Here is a 19,412-nt window from a genome sequence, read left to right as displayed (position 1 = left end):
AAACCCCGTGTGCTGTTTCTCATCAATGCTCTGGCGGCCTGCGGCGCCGCGCGGCGCAGGCAGATCATCCCGAACGGCTGGGACGTCTCCCGGTTCAACCCGGATCCCAGGCGGGGCTTATGCGACGGAAGGCCCGGGCCTCGGCGGTCTTGGACCTCCTCCGAGAGGCCCCGGAATCTCGCTCGGCCCGCCGGGCAGCCAGCCGGGCCTGAATCTCGACACGGTTCAGCGGCCAATCCCTGCCCCGGGATGCCGAACAGGCCTGGCCTGGCCTCCCCCCAAGGGACTTCCTCCCCATCCAGCCTGCCGGAGCTCCCTCGATGAGCATCCACTTCGACGGCCCACGCTACCTGCTCCGCTTCGACGACATCTGCCCGACCATGGATTGGTCGACCTGGAATGCCGTCGAAGAGATCCTGGTCGCACAGGGGGTGAAGCCGATCCTGGCGGTGGTTCCCGACAATCAGGATCCGAAGCTGATGGTCGATCCGCCGGCGCCCGACTTCTGGGATCGGGTGCGTGGCTGGCAGGCGCGGGGATGGGCCATTGGCCTCCACGGGTACCAGCACCTCAGTGTGAATTCCGAGTCGGGCATCCTGGGTTTCCCGTCGAAGAGCGAATTCGCCGGCCTTCCCTACGAGGAACAGCTTCGCAAGCTGAAACTCGGCCTGGAGATCTTCGCCCGCGAAGGGGTCCGGCCAGACGCATGGATCGCGCCTTCCCATTCCTTCGATCTGGTCACCGTGGCCGCGCTGAGGGAGCTCGGGGTCTGGACCATCAGCGATGGCATGGCCTTCGGTCCCTATCAGGACAACCAGGGGACCGTGTGGATTCCCCAGCAGTACGCGATGATGCGGCCCATGCCCTGGGGGGTGTGGACCTTCTGCTACCACCTCGGTCTTCTCTCTGGCGGAGAGATGACCCGCTTCGAGAAGCGGGTAGAGCAGCTGGGACCGAGAATGATCTCCCTCGACGAGGCGAGGGCCCTTGGCGGCCGCCGCCTCTCCCCGCTGGACCGGATGGTGGGCCTCTCGCGGAAGATCCTCACCATGGCCCGGAGGCCACGGACGAGGGGGGCGTCGTGATCCGGACCCGCGTCGCGTTCCTCATCCCTTCCCTGATCGCGCACGGGGCCGAGCGTCAGCTGTGCGAGCTAGTGCGGGGGATGGACAAGCGCCGGTTCGAGGTCCACGTCGTGGTGTTCTATGGCCCCGAGGCACACGGCGAGAACCACCTGTGGGGCGAGACGGAGGGGATCCCGGAGAGCACCTGGCATTGCCTCCACAAACGGAGGGGCGGTGCCGGATACCTGACCGCGCTTCCCCGCCTGCTGGCCCTGCTGAGGCGGATCCAGCCGGACGTTCTCCATGGGTACATGGACGCCAATCTGCCGGCCCTGCTGCTGGGGCGCCTGCTCGGCAGGCCCGTGGCCTGGGGCATCCGCCGCACCAGCAGCGACGTTTCGCTGTTGGATGGCCGCTCCCGGTGGCTGCTCAGGATCTCGGCGCGCCTGTCCCGGTTCACGGATCTGATCATCTTCAACTCTGAGGCGGGGCAGGCCAGTCACCAAGCCATGGGCATGCGGGGGCCCCGGATGTTGGTCATCCCCAACGGATTCGATGTCATCCGGTTCGCGCCGGCCCTGCCCAGCGGCCTGGAGCAACGCCGGGCCTGGAACCTGTCCGCGGAGGCGCCGCTCATCGGCATCGTGGGCCGTCTGGAGCCGGTGAAGGACCACCCAACCTTCCTGCGGGCGGCTGCGCGGATCGTCCAGGATTGGCCTGAAGCCCGCTTCGTCTGTGTGGGAAGCGGGCCGTCGGCCTATTCGGAGACCCTGAAGCGGCAGGCTGAGTCCCTCGGCCTCCGCGACAGCGTCCTGTGGCCAGGTGCATGCACAGACATGCCCGCCGTCTACAACGCCCTGACGGTTCTCGCCCTGTCCTCGACCGACGAGGGCTTTCCCAACGTCCTGGGAGAGGCCATGGCTTGCGGCATCCCCTGTGTCTCGACGCGGGCGGGCGATTCCGAGCGCCTGGTGGGCGACCCTGAGGCTGTGGTGGACCCTGGCGATGATCAGGCGCTGGCAGCGGCCATCTCCCGCCTCCTGGGGGAACCCCCAGCATCCCGAACCGAGAAGGGCATGGCCCAGCGCGCGCGAATGTGCTCGGAGTTCAGCACCGAGATTCTCGTCCGCCGCACGGAGGCCGCGCTGGCCTCCCTGCGCCGCGTCCCATCGACCCGTCCTTTCCCCGCCGGTGCCTGAATGTACGACATCGTGTTTCTCACCGATCAATTGGGCCGTGGGGGAGCCGAAACCCAACTGGTCCGGATCTGCACATCCCTTCACCGAAGGGGGTGGAAGGTGGGCATCCTCTCTCTCTTTCCCGGCGGTGATTTCGAGGAGGAGCTCCAGGCCGATGGCATCCCCCACCTGTCCTGCGAGCTCCACCGAATGCCCAAGGACCATCCACTCATTCCGATTCGCATGACGCTGCGGCTCCTCCGGCACCTGCGCGCCTGGAAGCCTTCGGTGCTGATCTGCTTCAGCTACCATTCCGACGTCATGGGCCGCGTGTGCGGCCGATTGGCGGGCGTCCCGGTCATCATCGGCTCCCTCCGGACCGCCTTCACCAAGACCTCGCTTCGCGAGAAGGTCTACCGGTTCACGGAACCGCTGATTGATCTGACCGTCTCGAACTCCCAGGCGGGAATCAATTACATGGTCTCGCGGAAGGTCCTCACGCCGAGGAAGACTCTGGTGATTCCGAATGGGATGTTCACCTCGGATTATCCCTCACCCGTTCCCCGGGAAGAGGTGAGGGCCGACCTCGGAGTCGCTCCGGAGGCCTTTCTGTGGCTCGCCGTCGGAACCCTCAATCCGGCGAAGGACTACCCCACCATGCTCGAGGCGGCGGCGCTGTGCGCAGCGGCCAACCCCCGGTTCCGCCTGCACATCGCGGGAGGGGGTGAGCAGATCGACGCCCTCCGGGCGGAGGCGGAGAGGCGCGGGGTGGGACAGGTCGTGCGCTTCCTCGGGAAGCGCGCCGACGTGGCGAGGCTCATGAAGGCGGCGGATGCCTTCGTGCTTTCTTCGGCCTGGGAAGGCCTTCCCAATGCCGTGATGGAGGCACTGGCATCAGGCCTTCCTGTCGTGGCGACGGATGTCGGTGGAGTCCGGGAACTGGTCGCCCCGGGCCGCTCTGGGTGGATCGTTCCCCCGCGCGATCCGGAGGCGCTGGCGAACCAGATGCTGGCCGTGATGGTCCTGGATGCCCCCGTGCGTGACCGGATGGGTGAGGTCGGCCGGGAACACATGGTCACCCGCTACGACCAGGAACGCATCATCGAGCGGTGGGAGGACCTGGTCCGCCATACCTCGGCGACGACCCGGAAGCTCCTGCCCAAGCAGGCACCCGCCTTTGTCATCTCCTTGGACTTCGAGCTCCTCTGGGGCCTCCGCGACAAGCAATCCATCCAGACCTACGGGGACCACATCCTGGGGGAACGCGAAGCCATCCCGGCCATGCTGGGATTGTTCAGGCGGTATGGCATCAAGGCCACCTGGGCAGCGGTGGGCATGTCGCTCTTCGATCGCCGCGAGGAGCTCCTCGAGTACTTGCCCGACCTGCGACCCACCTACGACCGCGAGGGATTGAACCCCTACCTGGCCCTGGATGAGATCGGAGCGGATGAGCGCTCCGACCCCTACCACTACGGTCTCTCCATGGCCCGCCAGATCCTCGACTGCGAGGGCCAGGAGCTCGGCAGCCACACGTTCTCCCATTTCTACTGTCTCGAGAAGGGGCAGACCAAGGCCCAGTTCCGGGCAGACCTGGAGGCATCCATCGCCGCCATCCAGCGCCTCACGGTCCAACCCGTCAGCTTCGTGTTCCCCCGGAACCAGTACAACTCGGACTACCTGCCCGTTTGCGCCGAGGCCGGATTCACCTGCTTCCGCGGCAACGAGAAGGCCTGGATGTACCGAGGGTCACAGGACGAGGGGAACTCCGCCCCCCGGCGCATGGCGCGCCTGGTGGACCACTATGTCAATCTCTCGGGCTCCAACGGGTTCATCCCCGGGGAAGAGGCCGGCCTGGTCAACTGCCCCTCCAGCCGCTTCCTGCGCCCCATCCACCCCCGCCTGGAACACCTGGAGGGCCTGCGTCTCCGGCGCATCAAGACGGCCATGACCGCGGCGGCCCGGGCCGGGGAGAGCTTCCACCTCTGGTGGCACCCCCACAATTTCGGAATCCGGCTTCAGGAAAACCTGGCCAACCTCGAAGAGCTGCTGCGGTGCCATGTGGCACTCCGGGACCGCTACGGCGTGGTGCCCATGACCATGGGCGAGCTGGCGGCCCGGACCCGCACCGGCCTGCCGCACCCACCCTTCCACGAAGTCGTCGGGGGAGGTCGCGGATGACACTGGTCCCTCGCACCCGCGAATGCACGGACCTCTCGGACGGGACGTACGCCTACTGCTCCGGCCGGAGCCAGGAGATCCACGGACAGGGGACCTGATTATCCAAGAGCTCATCAAAAATCCATTAGCCACCAGCATCCGATTGAGAAATAATCGCCTCGTCGCACCGACCATTGGACGCCTCGAAAGATCAACCATCTAGCTCACCGGGAGTGGAGCATCATGCGCATCGCAGTCGTGGGTCTCGGATATGTCGGACTTCCCCTCGCATTGGAGCTGGCGAAGAAGTTCCCCGGCACAGTGGGGTTCGACATCCACGCCGAGAAGGTCGCGGAACTCAAGGGCGGCGTGGACCGCACCAAGGAGGCGGACCCGGCAGCCCTCCGCGGCACAACGCTGAAGATGACGGCGGACCCCGAGGACATGCGGGGCTGCGACTTCATCATCGTGGCCGTGCCCACGCCCATCGACGGCTGGAACCGCCCCGATCTCACGCCCATGCTCAAGGCCAGCGAGACCGTGGGCAAGGTGATCGGTCCGGGTGCCATCGTGGTGTACGAATCCACGGTCTTCCCCGGCGTGACGGAGGAGATCTGCGGCCCCGTGCTGGAGAAACACTCGGGGCTCAAGAGCGGCGTGGACTTCAAGCTGGGCTACTCGCCGGAGCGCATCAACCCAGGTGACAAGGTCCACACCGTGGACCAGATCGTGAAGGTGGTGTCCGGCCAGGACGAGGCCTCCCTCCGGACCATCGCCGGCGTCTACGGGGCCGTCATCCGCGCGGGCATCCACCAGGCCAGCTCCATCAAGGTGGCCGAGACCGCCAAGGTCATCGAGAACACCCAGCGGGACATCAACATCGCGCTCATGAACGAGCTGGCCATCATCTGCGAGAAGGTGGGCATCCGCACCGCGGAGGTGCTGGCCGCGGCCCGCACCAAGTGGAACTTCCTCCCCTTCAGCCCCGGCCTCGTGGGCGGCCACTGCATCGGCGTGGATCCCTACTACCTCACCACCAAGGCCGAGGAGCTGGGCTATCAGCCGCAGGTCATCCTCGCAGGCCGGCGCATCAACGACACCATGGGCGCCTACGTGGCCCAGAAGCTCGTGAAGCTGCTCATCCAGCAGCAGATCCCGGTGAAGACTGCGAAGGTCGGCATCCTCGGCCTCACCTTCAAGGAGAACGTGCACGACATCCGGAACAGCAAGGTGCCCGACATCGTCGAGGAGCTCCGCCAGTTCGGGGTCCATCCCCTGGTGCATGATCCACTGGCCGACCACGAGGCGACCCACGAGGAGTACGGGATCCGCCTCTCGCCCTTCGACACCTTCCATGACCTCGATGCCCTGGTCTTCGCCGTCAGCCACCAGGCCTTCCTCGACGGCGGGCCCGCCTCCCTCCGCGCCTGCCTCAAGCCGACTTCGGTGGTCGTGGACGTGAAGTCCTGCTTCCAGCCGTCGGACTTCCCCGACCCCATCTCCTACTGGAGCCTGTGATGAGCCTGTACCTGGCGCTCTGCGAGGACCTCCGGGCCCGCCCGAAGCGGTGGCTCGTGACCGGCGTGGCCGGGTTCATCGGCTCATCCGTCCTCCAGAAGCTCCTGGAGCTGGACCAGACCGTGGTCGGGCTCGACAACTTCTCCACAGGGCGGCCCTGGAACCTGGAGAACGTGCGCCAGGGGGTTTCCCCGGCTTCGTGGGCGCGGTTCACCTTCATCGAAGGTGACACCCGGGATCTGGATACCTGCCGGCAGGCCTGCGAAGGCAGCGAGGTCGTGCTCCACCAGGCGGCGCTCGGTTCCGTGCCCCGCTCCATCAAGGATCCCATCGCCAGCCACCAGTCCAACGTGGACGGCCTCCTGAACATGCTCGTGGCCGCCCGGGACGCCGGTGTCCGGCGGATGGCCTACGCCTCCTCCAGCTCCGTCTACGGGGATGATGCCGGGCTTCCGAAGGTCGAGGAACGCACCGGGCATCCCCTTTCCCCCTACGCCCTCACCAAGGTCATCGGGGAGCAGTACGCGGCCATCTTCGCCCGGACCTACGGATTCAAGACCCTCGGCTTCCGCTACTTCAACGTCTTCGGTCCCCGCCAGAATCCCAACGGGCCCTACGCGGCGGTCATGCCCAAGTGGCTCCAGGCCCTGGCCGACGGAGAGACCTGCACCATTCACGGCGACGGCGACACCAGCCGAGACTTCTGCTTCGTGGCCAACGCCGTCCAGGCCAACCTCCTGGCCAGCGTGGCCCCCGAGAGCGCCCTGGGCGAAGTCTTCAACGTCTCCTACGGCGGCACCACGTCCCTGACGAACCTCTACTGGATGATCGTGGAGCGCCTCGCCGCCGTGCATCCCGGGTTCGAGCGGCGCGACCCCCTGTACGGCCCGCCCCGCGAGGGCGACATCCGGCATTCCCAGGCGGACCTCTCCAAGATCCGGGCCCACCTGGGCTACGAGCCCACCCACTCCGTGGCCCAGGGGCTGGATGAGCTGGTCCCCTGGTTCGCGGCCCAAGCGGCCCGGCTCTGATGCGGATCGGAGTGCTGGGCGGCGAGGCGAGGGACCTGGTGAACTTCCGCGGCCACCTCATCTCGGAGATGGCCCGGGCGGGGCATGAGGTCTACGGCATCGCCCCCGGCGGCACCGCCGGGATCCAGGCGAGCCTGGAGGCGCTCGGCGCCACCTACGTTCCCATCACCCTCGACCGCACCGGCCTGAACCCCCTCCGGGACCTGGCCAGCCTCGTCCGCCTGCGGAACCTGTTCCGCCACCTGCGCCTCGAGGCCCTCCTGGCCTACGAGGTGAAGGCCGTGGCCTTCGGGACGCTGGCCGCCCGCCAGGCGGGGGTCCGCCAGCGCTTTGCCATGATCACCGGCCGGGGAACCACGCTCCAGGGCACCCCCACGGGACTCCGCGAGCGGGCGGTCCGGCGCTTGGTGAAGGCCTTCTACCGGCGGGCCCTGCGCCAGTGCCGGGGGGTCCTGTTCCAGAACGAGGACGACCTCGCCTTCTTCCGGAACGAGGGGATGCTGCCGGAGGGCCATCCCTGGCGGATCATCAACGGCTCCGGCGTGGACCTGGACCACTATGTCCAGTCGCCGCTCCCCCCCGGCTCCGTGACCTTCCTCTTCGTGGGACGGCTGCTGCGGGACAAGGGCCTGAACGAGTACGTCCAGGCTTGCCGGACCCTCTCGGACCGGCACCTGGGGGCGCGCTTCCAGATCCTGGGTCCCCTGGACAGCAATCCGAACGCGATCAAGGCCGGGCAGGTGGAGGGCTGGACCCGCGAAGGCATCGTGGAGTACCTCGGCGAGACCGGGGATGTCCGCCCGGCCCTGGCCGCCGCCCACGTCCTGGTGCTGCCTTCCTATGGGGAGGGGACGCCCCGCTCCGTGCTCGAGGCCATGTCCATGGGACGAGCCGTCGTCACCACGGACGCCCCCGGATGCCGGGCCACCGTCCGGGATGGAAGCAACGGTTTCCTCGTCCCGGTGCGGAACAGCGATGCGCTCGCCGAGGCCATGGCGAAGCTGGCCACGGACCGAAGTTTGATCGCCCGCTTCGGGGCGGAGGGCCGGCGGATCGCCGAGGAGACCTACGATGTCCGCCGGGTGACGGCGGACATCCTGGCGTTCATGGAACTGGCCCCGGTTCACCCATGACGCGTCCAGAGCCCCTGGTCCTTCCCGCCAACCAGCGGTTGCTGGTTCGCGCCCCTCACCCGTGGCCCGCGGAGGGATCCGAGACTTGATCGTCCATTCTAGAGGTGCACAGGTCCATCACCGTCGCCGCGATTGAGGTGGAAGCTTGCGGCGCTCTCCTCAAGGGGTTGAAGCAGGGCAGCCAGCTTGGGGGACATGAAAAACGGGAAGTTCGAGGGGCCTTCCAGGAAGCCCGTGGTCCGCAACGCCAGGCACCAGGCCTGGCTGGCCTGGTTCGAGATGACCAGGTCTGACCCGCCATCTTCGAGGACCTTCCTGGCGCAGGCGACGACATCCCGGGCATCGGCGGGCTTGGCGAGGCAATCGACCAGGGTGCCCACGCGCATATCGCCAAATTGCTTGTGCCCGGACATCTGGGTATTGAGCAGTACCGCCCAGCCCACGACCTGCCGGTCCCGCATGACCTTCAGGCGTATGAACCGCGGATTGGTGGCTGGGTACAGGGCATTCAAGATCCGGTGGTCGCGCACCGCGATCAGTGAATAGTCGTTTTTACAGCTGTCCCAGACGGCGTCGGCCCATTCAGAGAACTCGGGAACCATCTCGTAGGACACATCAGCCGAGGGACGATGGCCGCGTCTCAGGCCGAAGAGCATCTTGATGCCCAGCCAGCCCAGGCCACTGAACCTGAGGACGTCGAAGACGATCCGCCGAAGGGGGGTGTTCCGCAAGATGGTGATGTTGCGCAGGAAGGCATCCGGATGGATGACCCTGAACCAGAACGGGACCGGGGTCGTCTGCCATCCGGCTGAAAGCAGGAATTTCGCCATGGGAATGTGGAGGCCTCCAATGCCCAGCCCCCACATGTGAGGATGCCTGCGAAGGGCATCCCAGTACAATTTCGCCCCGATCATGGCGTAGGTTCGGTCGGCAATGCCTTCGGAAATCGGGTTCTGGTAATCCTGCATGACCAGATATTCCCCCTTCACCAGAAAGGGTTGATGTTTCAAACCGTAACCGCCGTGCATGCCTCCTTGTTCATCGACAGCCACGAAATATTCCTGGTACAGATCGAATCCCTCCCGCCTGGGCAGCCACTTGGGAACATGAGATTCCGTGAAATGAAAGGTATACAGGTTGGGGTCGAGGTTCGCCGCGGCGAGTCGTGTGTTGAACGCCCGCACGGCCTCTTCGTGTGCAGCCGTATAGGGGGTGATTTCAATGTGCATGCCACACCTGATGGTTTGAATGAATGAGTTGATTCCGGGGGTGATTTCACCGGGTGGCTGTTCCGGAGCGGAGGCGGCATCTCGAAAGGTCAGGAACGGAGCCCGCACGTCATGGGCTCCCGGTAAGGCCCACCGACGGTCGACAAGCTTGTAGCAATCCGTTGTCGAACATGATATGACATTTATTCTTCTGAGGCGATCCCATTCGATGACAGCACTCGGTTACGAGTCCCCGTGGATGACCGACGATACCCGAATCTTCCGGCGGACGGTCCGGCACTTCGTCGAGCACGACCTCGCCCCGCACCAGGCCCTCTGGGCGGCGCAGGGCCGCCCGGATTCCGACGCGTGGATCAAAGCCGGCCAAGCCGGATTGCTGCTGCCAGACGTGCCTGAAGCCTACGGCGGGGGCGGCGGGACTTTCGCGCATGAAGCCGTCGTCGTGGAAGAGTTGGCGCGCGCGGGGATTCCGTTCGGCGCTGGGGTCCAGAGCATCGTGGCCCACTACATTCTGGCCTATGGCAGCGAGGCGCAGAAACGAGCTTGGCTCCCCCGCATGGCCAACGGAACCCTCGTCGGTGCGATCGGGATGACGGAACCCGACGCTGGGTCCGATCTGGCGTCCCTCAGGACCCTCGCCCGCAGGGAGGGCGATGACTACGTCATCGACGGTTCCAAGACCTTCATCACCAATGGATGGCATGCGGGTCTCGTGTGTCTCGCCGTGCGGACGGACCCCAAGGCCACCGGCATGAAGGCGCTGTCCCTGCTGGTTGTCGAGACCGAAAACCTGCCCGGCTACCGGATCGGCCAGATCCTGCAAAAAGTCGGTCGGCACCCTCTGGACACGTGCGAGCTGTTCTTCGACGGCGTGCGGGTCCCCGCCGAGAACCTGCTTGGCGCCGGCGAGGGCCGCGGACTGTTGCAGCTCATGGAGCAGCTCACCTACGAGCGGCTGTCGATCGGGCTCGCCGCCGTCGCCTCCGCGGAAAGCGCGGTGGAGATGACGACACGCTACGCGAAGGAGCGGCGGATTTACGGCAACCCGCTCATCGACCTGCAGAACACGCGGTTCAAGCTGGCGGAGTGCAAGACCGAGGCGCACGTCGGGCGCGTGTTCGTGGACAACTGCATCCAACAGCACATCGCCGGGCGGCTGGACCCGGTGAGCGCGGCGATGGCCAAGTACTGGCTGACCGACTGCCAATGCCGGGTCATCGACGAGTGCGTCCAGCTCCATGGGGGATACGGGTACATGGAGGAATACCCGATCGCGCGCATGTGGCGCGATAGCCGGGCACAGCGGATTTTCGGCGGCACCAATGAGGTCATGAAAGAAATCGTGGGGCGGTCCTTATGACAATCAGCGGTACGCGCGCCGAATTCCCACCTGTTTGCACACACGAGCTGTTCGAGCGCCAGGTGGCCCGGACCCCCGACGCCGTCGCCCTCTCATTCGGAGCGCGACAGGTCAGCTACCGGGAATTGAATGAGCGCGCGAACAAGGTGGCGCACCACCTCCGCGAACGCGGCGTGGGTCCGGACGTGCTCGTAGGCGTCTGTCTTGAGCGCTCCCCGGAGATGGTCGTGGCGTTGCTGGGGGTGTGGAAGGCAGGAGGCGCCTATGTCCCTCTGGATCCGACCTACCCACCGGAGCGGCTGTCCTTCATGATCGGCGATGCCGGAACACGGTGGCTGCTGACCGAGGAGAAGTGCCGTCCGGTGCTCGGCTCTCTGAGCGCCGAGGCGATTTACCTGGACAGCGGCTGGCCGCTGATCGAACACCAAGCCCAGGACAATCCTGCGCCGGTCGCCCATCCGTCCCATCTGGCCTATGTCATGTACACCTCTGGATCGACCGGCCGACCCAAAGGGGCGATGATCGTCCATAGCGGCCTGGTCAATTATTTGTGGTGGGCGATTCAGGCCTATGCCGTCGGGCCCGGCCACAGGGTTCCGGTTCATTCCTCCGTGTCGTTCGACCTCACGGTGACCAGCCTGTACACGCCGCTGATGGCGGGCGGCACGGTCGAGCTCCTGCCGGAGGATGCCGGCGCGCAGAACCTGGTGGCGGCGTTGCAGCGAACCGGGGGGCACGGTCTCGTCAAGATCACGCCGTCGCACCTGGAGCTGCTGAGCAAGCAGGTCAACCCGATCCATGTGCCGGGCATGGCGAGGGTCTTCGTGGTCGGGGGCGAGAATCTGTTGGCCGAAAGCCTCCAGCTCTGGCGCGATCTGGCGCCTGACACGCGGATCATCAACGAATACGGCCCCACCGAGACGGTCGTCGGTTGCTGTGTCCACGAAGTGCGGCCAGAGGATCCGACCAGCGGACCCGTGCCCATCGGGCGACCGATCGCGAACACCTCCCTGTATGTGCTCGATCCCAGCCTTCGGCCGGTTCCGCCCGGCGAGATGGGCGAGCTCTACATTGGTGGCGCTGGCGTGGCCCGCGGTTACCTGAACCGGCCGGAGCTCACGGCCGAGCGTTTCCTGCCCGATCCCTTCAGTGACGTTCCAGGCGCCACCATGTATAAGACGGGAGACCTCTCAAGGTACCGGGCGGATGGAATCCTGGAATACCTGGGCCGGATCGACGACCAAGTCAAAATCCGCGGCTACCGGGTCGAGCTTGGCGAGATTGAAGCGGCCCTCGCGGCACAACCGAAGGTCTGGTCTTGCGCGGTCCTCGCGCGCGCGGACGAATCCGGGGCCAAGCAACTCCTCGCATATGTGGTCGCACGCGACGACGCTAGGCCGGATGCCGGGGAGCTGCGGTCGTTCCTCAAGGAGCGGATTCCGGGATACATGGTTCCGGCCCATTTCATCTTCATGGACGCCCTCCCGCTCACGCCAAACGGAAAGGTCGACCGGAAAGCCCTGCCACCCTGGACCGGCGAGACCGCTGGCGCCGAAAAAGGCGGAAAGCCCCGCACCCGGACCGAGCAGGCCCTCGCGGCGATATGGTGCGATCTGCTGAAGCGGGATACGGTCGGCGTTGACGATGACTTCTTCGACCTGGGGGGCGACTCGATGAGTGGCATTGGATTGCTCATCCAGATCAAGAGCACGTTTGGCGTGGACCTCGAGCTCGCGGGCCTGTTCGACCATCTTCGGCTATCCACTCTCGCCACGGCCATCGATACCCTAGCGCTCGAGAAGATCCCATCAGGCTCGGGAGATGGGTCATCTGACTGGGAACCTTCGAATTACCCGTAGCGCCTTGGTCCATGCGACCTGGTTCACGGAGAATGCCCGCCGCATGGCGCGGCCCGCGCGGCCCCGGCCGGCGAGCGACGGCCCCGTCGGGGTTCGTCACTCGTACCGGTAGTGGTAGGCGTACCGGTAGTGCGTGTAGTTGCCCACGACGCCGAGAGGCTCGACATCGTTGAAGACGCACCCCATCAACGGAAGATCCGCGCGATCGAGCTGGGTGAGGCAGGCCCGCAACTCGTCGAGGGAGTGGGCACCGTACTTCACCACGAGCAGGACGCCGTCGACCTTGGCCCCAATGAGGAGGGAGTCGGTGACCGCCAACACGGGCGGGGCGTCCAGAATCACGCAGTCGTAGGCCTTCGAGGCCTGGGCCAGGAACGTGTCGAAGGCCTGCGTCATCAGCAGCTCGGACGGGTTCATGGGGATGGAGCCGGACATCATCAGGGAGAGCCTTGGCACGGGCGTCTTGTGGACCACCGTCTCCCATTCCGCCATCCCGGCCAGGACGTCCGACAGCCCGCCTGTCCGGTCCTTCGACCAGAAGTGGCGGTGTAGCGACCCCTTCCGGAGGTCGGCATCCACCACCAGCACCCGGCTTCCGGACCGGGCCAGCACCGCGGCGAGGTTCCCCGCCACGAAGGATTTCCCGATGTTCGGCGAGGGCCCGGTCACCATGATCGTCCTCACGGCCGCGTGCTTCCTGGAGAAATGGAGGCTGGTACGAAGGCTGCGGAGGCTCTCCGTGGCGAGGTCGTCCGGGTTGAGAGTCGCCAGCAGGTGCAGGCCGTCCTCGCCGTTCCGGATGGCCTGGCTGTGGGCCTCCTGGGCCTTGCTGTGGGGGATGGTCACCAGCACCGGCAACCCGAGCTTGGATTCGAGGAGACGATGATCCTCGATGCGCGGATTGAGGGCCTTGCGGAGGATGGCGAGGCCGATGCCGACCAAGAGGCCGAGGAAGGTGAACAGGCCCATGAGCAGCGTCTTCCGGGGCGCCACGGGCTTGGGATCCGCCGTGGCGGAATCCACCACCGTGATGCCTCCCACCTCGCCCGCACTGGCGATACGGAGCTGCTGGATGTTGTTCAAGATCGCGGTGTAGAGCTCCGTGTTGACCGCCACCTCGCGGGACAGGCGCACCACTTCCTGCTGGGCCCCCGGCAGGGTGCGGACCTTCGATTCGATCCGCCCGTTCTCGGCTTTGAGCTGGGCGATCTGCTTGTCGAGGGTGGCCACCACGTCGGCGTCCTCCCGATAGGTCCGAAGGAGCTCCTGGCGCCTCTGCTGGAGGGAGGACATCTGCGTCTTGAGGTTGGTGCTCTGCTGGAGGTAGGAGTCCGCCTCCCGGGCAAGATCCACGGATCCGGTCCGGGTCCGGAACTGGTTGAGCCGGTTCTCCGACTCGTCCAGCTTGGCCTTCACCTGGGGCAGCTGCTCCTTGAGGATCTCCAGGGTTTTCATGGTCGTGGAGTTCTTCCCCTCGACCTTGTGGTGGATGTACTGGTCGATGATCTCGTTCAAGATCTTCGCGCCGAGAGCCGGATTGGTGCTGGTGAGGGTCAGCCCCAGCACGTTCGTGAGCTTGCCCTTTTCCGCCACGTCGAGGTTGGCGCGCAGCGAGGCGATCCCGTCGGTCACCGAGCTCCGCTCGACCGTGAAGACCTGCCCGGGCTTGGCCTGCATGTAGCGGACGACCAGCTTGAGGGGTTCCCCCACGTAGGACACGGACAGAGGCTGGCCCACCTCGCCCTTGCCAAGGGGGGCGCCCTTCGGGGAATCCAGCTGGAAGGCTCCGCCCCCCAGGGCGCGGAGGTTGAACACCGTCCCGCGCAGATCGTCCGGCACCTCGAACGACTCCAGGTCGACCTTGGGCGCCTCCGGGTTCCCGCGGTTCAGGGCGGCGCCGAAGACGGGGAACAGCTTCGGGCGGGCGCGAAGATCGAGGCTGAGCGCCTCCACCGTCCGGCCCAGCACCAGGTTGCTCTGGAGGATCTCGACCTCGCTCGGCGTATCCGAAGGCGCCGAGAGCAGGCCCTCCATCTTCGCGAAGGCCGGGTCCGACGGGCCGGTTCGCTTGGCCTGGACCTGCAGCAGGGCCTGGACCTGGTAGACCGGGGAAGCCTGCCAGACGTACAGGCCACCCAGCCCGACGAACACGACGAGCGCCGCGAGGATGAGGTGCTTCCCCTCCCAGAGGTTGGCAAGCCATTCGGTGAGCCCGATCTCCTCGGGCTCGTGAAACCGCTTCATGGGGCGGGGGCGGGGTTCCTCCGGATCCAGCCGGGAGGGTCGAATGCCGGTGGCGAGGGGGCTGTTCATGCAGACCTCTGCTCGTGTGCCAAGCGGGGCAGCCAGTCTGACACGGATAGGTGGATGTTCTCGAAGGCTGTGCGGAAGGCCTCGGCCCCCTGGCGGAAGGGATCTGGAATCTCCCGGGCCCCCTCCGGGCGCCAGTGCCCGAGGAGGAAGATCCGACCCAGGAGGCTGGGGGTCGCCGCCTCGCACCAGGCTTTCTGGGGAAGATCCATCACCAGGACGAGGTCGGCCGCCAGGAGCATCTCCTCGGTCAGCTGCCGGCCCGCGTGCCCGGAGACGTCCAGGCCGGCCTCCGCCATCAACCGGGACACCTCGGGATCCACCGGGAGGCCCTCCAGGGCGTTCAGCCCGGCGGACGCCACCTGGATGCCGGGAGGCAGGGCGGCGCGCAGCATCGCCTCGGCCATGGGGCCTCGGCAGTGGTTGCCTTCACAAATGACGAGGATGCGGTGAATGGCGGGGGTACAGCCAGTCTTCATGGTCTTGAGTTCGACGAGGAGCCCAGGTACTTGGCGCTGACGGCAGTCTGCAGCAGGCCGCTGTAGGCCGGCAGGACGAGGTTCACGACCTGGCCCCAGCGCACCACCGTGCCCTTGTCCACGTAGACGATGTCCCGGGGCCGCAGCGGGAACCGGTCGGCGAGGATCATGGCCGTCGGGTTGCGGGCGTCGAGGTGGAAGACATCCACGGCATTGAGCGAGGAGCCCTGGCGGATCACGTAGATGCACCTGGGGTCCGCGGTCTGCCCCTGGATGCCGCCGGAGTCCTGGATGGCCTTCGCCAGAGAGAGCTGGCCGTGGACCAGGGGCGTCGTCCCGGGCCTCAGAAGCTCGCCCATCATGTAGATGGGGGCGTCGTTCAGGTGCGGAACCTGGAGTGAATCCCCGTTCTGAAGCAGGATCTGACCCACCCGGTTGCCCTGGGAAAGCAGGGCCTGGAAATTCAGGGTCCAGGTCTTCTGGCCCCGCGAGAGGAGGATGCGGCTGTCGTCGGCCGTCGGGAGCAGCCCGCCGGCGCGGTTCAGGGCCTCGGTCAGGGAGAGCGGCACATCGTTGACGGGATAGACGCCCGGGTTCCGGACCTCCCCGCCCAGATAGACCTTCTGCGACCGGTAGGCGATCACCTTCACGTCCACTTGCGGATTCTGCAGCACCTTGTTCAGAAGCGCGGCGAGCTTGTCCCGGACCTGGCCCACGGAAAGTCCCGCGACATGGAACTTGCCGACGTAGGGGAAGAACAGATCGCCGTGCTCGTCCACCACGGTGCCGGCGGCGGTGTCCTGCCGGTACTGGCCCAGGGGCAGGGTGATCTCGGGGTGGTCCCAGACGGTGACCAGCAGGATGTCCTGGGGGCCGACCAGGTAGACCGGAGGATTCTGTGCGAGCAGGCCTTCCAGTGAGAACGTTTCGCCAGCCGGCCGCTCCTGGGCCTGGACGGTCGTGAGGTTCAGCGGCTGCAAGGAGACCGTCAGCCCGTCGACCCGGGTGGTTTCCGGCCGGGAGGGCTGCTCCCGCAGCTTCATGCCCGGCGCCCTGCACGCGCCGAGCAGCAGGACCGCGCCAAGGGCGGCCCCCAGAGCGAGGGTCGGGGCGACCTTCGGAGCGGCTTTGGCCCGGGGACGCATCCCCATCTCTCGGCCTGGAATCGCGGACTGGCGCGGCGCGGAGAGTGCAGAACCGGCGGTTTGAATCCGAGCACTAGACGGGTCTTGTGGACACACGGCAGTCTCCGAGAGGAGCTGATAGATATATCGCTATTTACCACAAGCTCGCAAGGAAAATCAGCATGCTTGCGCAAGCTTGTGGATGATATGGTTCCCGTCCGGAGACCCTCCATGCCGCCCCTCCCCCTTCCCCCCCCAGGCCCCGGGATCCGACGGCGCCGCCTAGCCGGATTCTCTCTCCGAGAGGTCGACCTGCCACCTGGGTGGAAGGGGATGTTCGGGGGCCTGGCGGTCGGCGGGGGACTCCTCCTGTGCACCTGCCACGGAAGTGGATCCTCCGGACCGGTGGGAGGGGTCGAGCCCCCGACGGCGAACTGCGCCCCCACGCCCACCTCCTCCCGGGTCGTGAACGTCAAGGATGCGCCCTACGGCGCCAAGGGCGACGGGACCACGGATGACACGGCCGCCCTGCAGAAGGCCATCGATGCCGTCGGCGGCACCGGGGGCACGGTCTCGGTCCCGGCGGGAACCTACCGAGTGAATGCCCTCACCTCCCTGCTCCTGCGGAGCGGCATGACCCTCTCCCTCGACAGCGGCGCCGTCCTGGCGGCCATCCCGAACAGCGCGGACAACTACACCATCCTGCGGGTGTCCGGGGTCTCGAACGTGAACATCCTGGGTGGCACCCTCCTGGGCGAGCGCAGCGCCCACACGGGCACCACCGGCGAGCAGGGCATGGGACTCCGGATCACGGGCGGCGCCCAGCACATCGCCGTGGTCGGGGTCACCGCGAGGGAATGCTGGGGCGACGGGTTCACGGTGACCGATGCCAGCGACGTGACCCTCTGCCGCGTCACCGCGGACCACAACCGCCGCCAAGGGCTCTCCATCACCGGGGGGAGCGGCATCGTCGTCCGGGATTCCCGCTTCGCCAACACCGGAGGCACCCTTCCCGAGGACGGCCTCGACATCGAGCCGAACAGCGGCCAGACGGTCAACAACGTGCTGATCACGGGTTGCGTCTTCACGAACAACGCGGGCGACGGCATCGAGGTGGGGGTCCCCATCGCCTATTCCGGCCTGGCCTTCATCTACAGCGTGGTGATCGACGGCAACACCATGAGCGGCAATGGCGCGGGCAGCCTCAGCTCGGGCCCCCGCAGCGGCCTCGAGGCCTCCAACACCGGCGGCCATGCCGTGAAGAACAACACCGTCCAGAGCAACGTGGGGTACGGCATCTACCTGAGGAACGGCGTCGCGGGCACCACCGTCACCCGCAACACCGTGACCAGCAACGGTCGGAACGGCATTCTCGAGTACCTGTCCTCGGGCAACAGCATCACGGACAACACCCTCTCCGGCAACGGGGTGCCCCCATGATCCGCCCCGACCCCAGCCAGGCCCCTGGAGGGCGGTGGGACCTTCGTCCGGTTCGGAGAGCCGCGGGAGCGGCATGACCTCGATCCCGCCCCATGATGGGGTCGATCGCTGCGAGCGGCAGTTCGGCTACCAGGTGGCCCCGCGCAACGTCTCAGCATCCACGTCCATCCCTGGGTCGGCCCCCTGGTGGGCGGTTGCTCCGTCCGAGCGAAAAAGGCCCGGCGTCCCTCTGCGACGCCGGGCCCCACCGGAGGGCGCTCAGTACCCTCCGCCTCCGGTGCCTCCCCCGGTCCCTCCGCCGGAGGAACCGCCCAGCTGGCCCCGGATCTCGCCGCTGGGATAAGCGGTACTGTGGACGTTCACGTAGAGGTTCCCCGTCCGCCAGCTGGTGAACTGGCTGCTGGTGAGGCGGGTCCCCGCCGGCACGGTCCAGATGCCGCCGCCCGCATCCGTCAGGGGCACGATGATGGGCCCGGCGGTCCCCGCCGGTGCCTCGTGGATGTGGGCCCCGGTTCCCGTGATCCCGGTCGTGGCCACGCCGCCGATCAGCTCCAGGGTGGCGGGGTTGAGGCTGAAGGCCCCGGTGCCCGTGGCGGTCGAGGCGTTGGCCGGGGTTTCGCTGGCGCCGGAGAGGGTGGCCGTTTGCGTCACGGGGGCGGCCACGTTCAGCTGACCGCGGATCTCGCCGCTGGGGAAGGCCGCCGAATGGACGTTCACGTAGAGGTTGCCCGCCTGCCAGCTGGCGACCTGGGCGCTGGTGAGGGAGGCCCCCGCCGGCACGGTCCAGACGCCGCCGCCCGCGTCCGTCAGGGGAATGAGGATGGGCCCCGCGGTGCCGGCGGCCGCCTCGTGGATGTGGGCGCCGGTCCCGGTGATCCCCGCCGTGACCACGGAGCCTTGGATGGCCCCGGTCGTCGCGTTCACGGCCAGGGAGGCGAAGCCCGTGGCGGTGCTGGTGTTGGTGGGAGTCTCCTGGCCGCCCGTGAGGGCGGCGAAGCTCACCTGGAGTTCGATCTGGCCGCGGATCTCCCCGGCGGCGAAGGCCGCGCTATGGACGTTCACGTAGTAGCCGTTGGTCTGGAGCTTGGCGTACTGCGCGTCCGTCAGCACCGTGTTGGCGGGGACGGTCCAGACGCCGGCGGCCCCGCCGCTGAGCGGGATGATGATGGGGCCCGCCACGCCGGGGGCGCCCTCGTGGATGTGGGCGGCCACCCCGGCAATCCCCGAGGTGGTCACGGTGCCCGTAAGGACCTTCGTGGTGGGGTTCACGGAGAAGGCGGCCGCACCCGTGGCCGTGGAGGCGTTGGCGGGCACCTCGTCGGCCCCGGACAGCGCGGCGTACCGGACATAGGGCGGCGGGGGCGGTGGCATCGCCGCAGCGCCACCCCCACCGCCCCCGCCGCCGCCGCAGGCCGCGGCCAGGAGGAGCAGGGCGGAAAGGGCCAGGAGGGTGAAAGGCCGGGACCGGCCTTCCGGGTCGGGGGTTCGCATGGGCAACTCCTCCGCGGGGTCTCCCGCGGACCCCACCAT

Annotated in this window: 14 protein-coding genes; 9 read left to right on the top strand and 5 right to left on the bottom strand. The window is 67.0% G+C overall.

Annotated elements, in window-relative coordinates; genetic code table 11:
* Window positions 1-320: 320 nt before the first annotated feature.
* The 6 genes from MLJ35_RS14735 (at window position 321) to MLJ35_RS14710 (ending at window position 8,081) form a co-directional block, all read left to right on the top strand.
* Window positions 321-1,085: a DUF2334 domain-containing protein gene (locus MLJ35_RS14735; protein WP_243384956.1), complete on the top strand. Its 765-nt coding sequence runs from the start codon at window positions 321-323 to the stop codon at window positions 1,083-1,085.
* Window positions 1,082-2,263 carry a glycosyltransferase gene (locus tag MLJ35_RS14730; protein WP_243384955.1) on the top strand — a complete coding sequence of 394 codons (1,182 nt, stop codon included), beginning with the start codon at window positions 1,082-1,084 and terminating at the stop codon, window positions 2,261-2,263. Before MLJ35_RS14735 ends, MLJ35_RS14730 begins: the two co-directional genes overlap by 4 nt.
* Entirely contained in the window at window positions 2,264-4,420 is a 2,157-nt protein-coding gene (locus MLJ35_RS14725; RefSeq protein WP_275976574.1) for a glycosyltransferase, read from the top strand.
* A 222-nt stretch (window positions 4,421-4,642) separates the two neighbouring features.
* The gene (locus MLJ35_RS14720) at window positions 4,643-5,917 is read left to right on the top strand and encodes a nucleotide sugar dehydrogenase (protein ID WP_243384953.1); all 1,275 of its coding nucleotides are present in this window, start codon (window positions 4,643-4,645) and stop codon (window positions 5,915-5,917) included.
* Window positions 5,914-6,948, top strand: coding sequence for an SDR family oxidoreductase (locus MLJ35_RS14715; protein ID WP_420843049.1), 1,035 nt, complete (start codon window positions 5,914-5,916; stop codon window positions 6,946-6,948). The genes MLJ35_RS14720 and MLJ35_RS14715 overlap by 4 nt, the downstream gene beginning before the upstream one ends.
* Window positions 6,948-8,081, top strand: a complete 1,134-nt coding sequence (locus tag MLJ35_RS14710) for a glycosyltransferase family 4 protein (protein WP_243384951.1) — start codon at window positions 6,948-6,950, stop codon at window positions 8,079-8,081. The genes MLJ35_RS14715 and MLJ35_RS14710 overlap by 1 nt, the downstream gene beginning before the upstream one ends.
* A gap of 98 nt (window positions 8,082-8,179) precedes the next feature.
* Here MLJ35_RS14710 and MLJ35_RS14705 read toward each other — a convergent pair whose 3' ends face one another.
* Window positions 8,180-9,310, bottom strand: a complete 1,131-nt coding sequence (locus tag MLJ35_RS14705) for a hypothetical protein (RefSeq protein ID WP_243384950.1) — start codon at window positions 9,308-9,310, stop codon at window positions 8,180-8,182.
* A 238-nt stretch (window positions 9,311-9,548) separates the two neighbouring features.
* Here MLJ35_RS14705 and MLJ35_RS14700 point away from each other — a divergent pair, with 238 nt between their 5' ends.
* Both MLJ35_RS14700 and MLJ35_RS14695 read left to right on the top strand, forming a co-directional pair.
* Window positions 9,549-10,670 carry an acyl-CoA dehydrogenase family protein gene (locus MLJ35_RS14700; RefSeq protein ID WP_243384949.1) on the top strand — a complete coding sequence of 374 codons (1,122 nt, stop codon included), beginning with the start codon at window positions 9,549-9,551 and terminating at the stop codon, window positions 10,668-10,670.
* A gap of 62 nt (window positions 10,671-10,732) precedes the next feature.
* Window positions 10,733-12,529 carry a non-ribosomal peptide synthetase gene (locus MLJ35_RS14695; protein WP_243384948.1) on the top strand — a complete coding sequence of 599 codons (1,797 nt, stop codon included), beginning with the start codon at window positions 10,733-10,735 and terminating at the stop codon, window positions 12,527-12,529.
* Window positions 12,530-12,625: 96 nt separating this feature from the next.
* Here the strand turns inward: MLJ35_RS14695 and MLJ35_RS14690 are convergent, their stop codons facing one another.
* From MLJ35_RS14690 to MLJ35_RS14680, 3 genes are read right to left on the bottom strand one after another with little or no spacing between them, the layout of a single operon-like run.
* Window positions 12,626-14,842, bottom strand: a complete 2,217-nt coding sequence (locus MLJ35_RS14690) for a polysaccharide biosynthesis tyrosine autokinase (RefSeq protein WP_243384947.1) — start codon at window positions 14,840-14,842, stop codon at window positions 12,626-12,628.
* Window positions 14,839-15,318: a low molecular weight protein-tyrosine-phosphatase gene (locus MLJ35_RS14685; RefSeq protein WP_275976572.1), complete on the bottom strand. Its 480-nt coding sequence runs from the start codon at window positions 15,316-15,318 to the stop codon at window positions 14,839-14,841. Before MLJ35_RS14685 ends, MLJ35_RS14690 begins: the two co-directional genes overlap by 4 nt.
* A complete protein-coding gene (locus MLJ35_RS14680; RefSeq protein ID WP_243384945.1) occupies window positions 15,315-16,463 on the bottom strand; it encodes a polysaccharide biosynthesis/export family protein in 1,149 nt (382 codons plus the stop codon). Before MLJ35_RS14680 ends, MLJ35_RS14685 begins: the two co-directional genes overlap by 4 nt.
* A gap of 312 nt (window positions 16,464-16,775) precedes the next feature.
* On the opposite strand from MLJ35_RS14680, the gene MLJ35_RS14675 reads away from it, so the two are divergent.
* Window positions 16,776-17,882: a right-handed parallel beta-helix repeat-containing protein gene (locus MLJ35_RS14675; protein ID WP_243384944.1), complete on the top strand. Its 1,107-nt coding sequence runs from the start codon at window positions 16,776-16,778 to the stop codon at window positions 17,880-17,882.
* 258 nt (window positions 17,883-18,140) lie between these two features.
* Here MLJ35_RS14675 and MLJ35_RS14670 read toward each other — a convergent pair whose 3' ends face one another.
* The gene (locus tag MLJ35_RS14670) at window positions 18,141-19,373 is read right to left on the bottom strand and encodes a CHRD domain-containing protein (protein WP_243384943.1); all 1,233 of its coding nucleotides are present in this window, start codon (window positions 19,371-19,373) and stop codon (window positions 18,141-18,143) included.
* Window positions 19,374-19,412: the final 39 nt, after the last annotated feature.

The sequence above is a fragment of the Geothrix alkalitolerans genome, from assembly GCF_022808885.1.
GTDB classification, from domain to species: domain Bacteria; phylum Acidobacteriota; class Holophagae; order Holophagales; family Holophagaceae; genus Geothrix; species Geothrix alkalitolerans.
This window is presented reverse-complemented; position numbering and strand designations above follow the sequence as displayed.

Coding starts and splice junctions, on each gene's coding strand:
- MLJ35_RS14735 (WP_243384956.1), top strand. CDS start 321: ATGAGCATCCACTTCGACGGCCCACGCTACCTGCTCCGCTTCGACGAC.
- MLJ35_RS14675 (WP_243384944.1), top strand. CDS start 16,776: ATGTTCGGGGGCCTGGCGGTCGGCGGGGGACTCCTCCTGTGCACCTGC.
- MLJ35_RS14680 (WP_243384945.1), bottom strand. CDS start 16,463: ATGCGTCCCCGGGCCAAAGCCGCTCCGAAGGTCGCCCCGACCCTCGCT.
- MLJ35_RS14670 (WP_243384943.1), bottom strand. CDS start 19,373: ATGCGAACCCCCGACCCGGAAGGCCGGTCCCGGCCTTTCACCCTCCTG.
- MLJ35_RS14720 (WP_243384953.1), top strand. CDS start 4,643: ATGCGCATCGCAGTCGTGGGTCTCGGATATGTCGGACTTCCCCTCGCA.
- MLJ35_RS14725 (WP_275976574.1), top strand. CDS start 2,264: ATGTACGACATCGTGTTTCTCACCGATCAATTGGGCCGTGGGGGAGCC.
- MLJ35_RS14690 (WP_243384947.1), bottom strand. CDS start 14,842: ATGAACAGCCCCCTCGCCACCGGCATTCGACCCTCCCGGCTGGATCCG.
- MLJ35_RS14710 (WP_243384951.1), top strand. CDS start 6,948: ATGCGGATCGGAGTGCTGGGCGGCGAGGCGAGGGACCTGGTGAACTTC.
- MLJ35_RS14700 (WP_243384949.1), top strand. CDS start 9,549: ATGACCGACGATACCCGAATCTTCCGGCGGACGGTCCGGCACTTCGTC.
- MLJ35_RS14685 (WP_275976572.1), bottom strand. CDS start 15,318: ATGAAGACTGGCTGTACCCCCGCCATTCACCGCATCCTCGTCATTTGT.
- MLJ35_RS14705 (WP_243384950.1), bottom strand. CDS start 9,310: ATGCACATTGAAATCACCCCCTATACGGCTGCACACGAAGAGGCCGTG.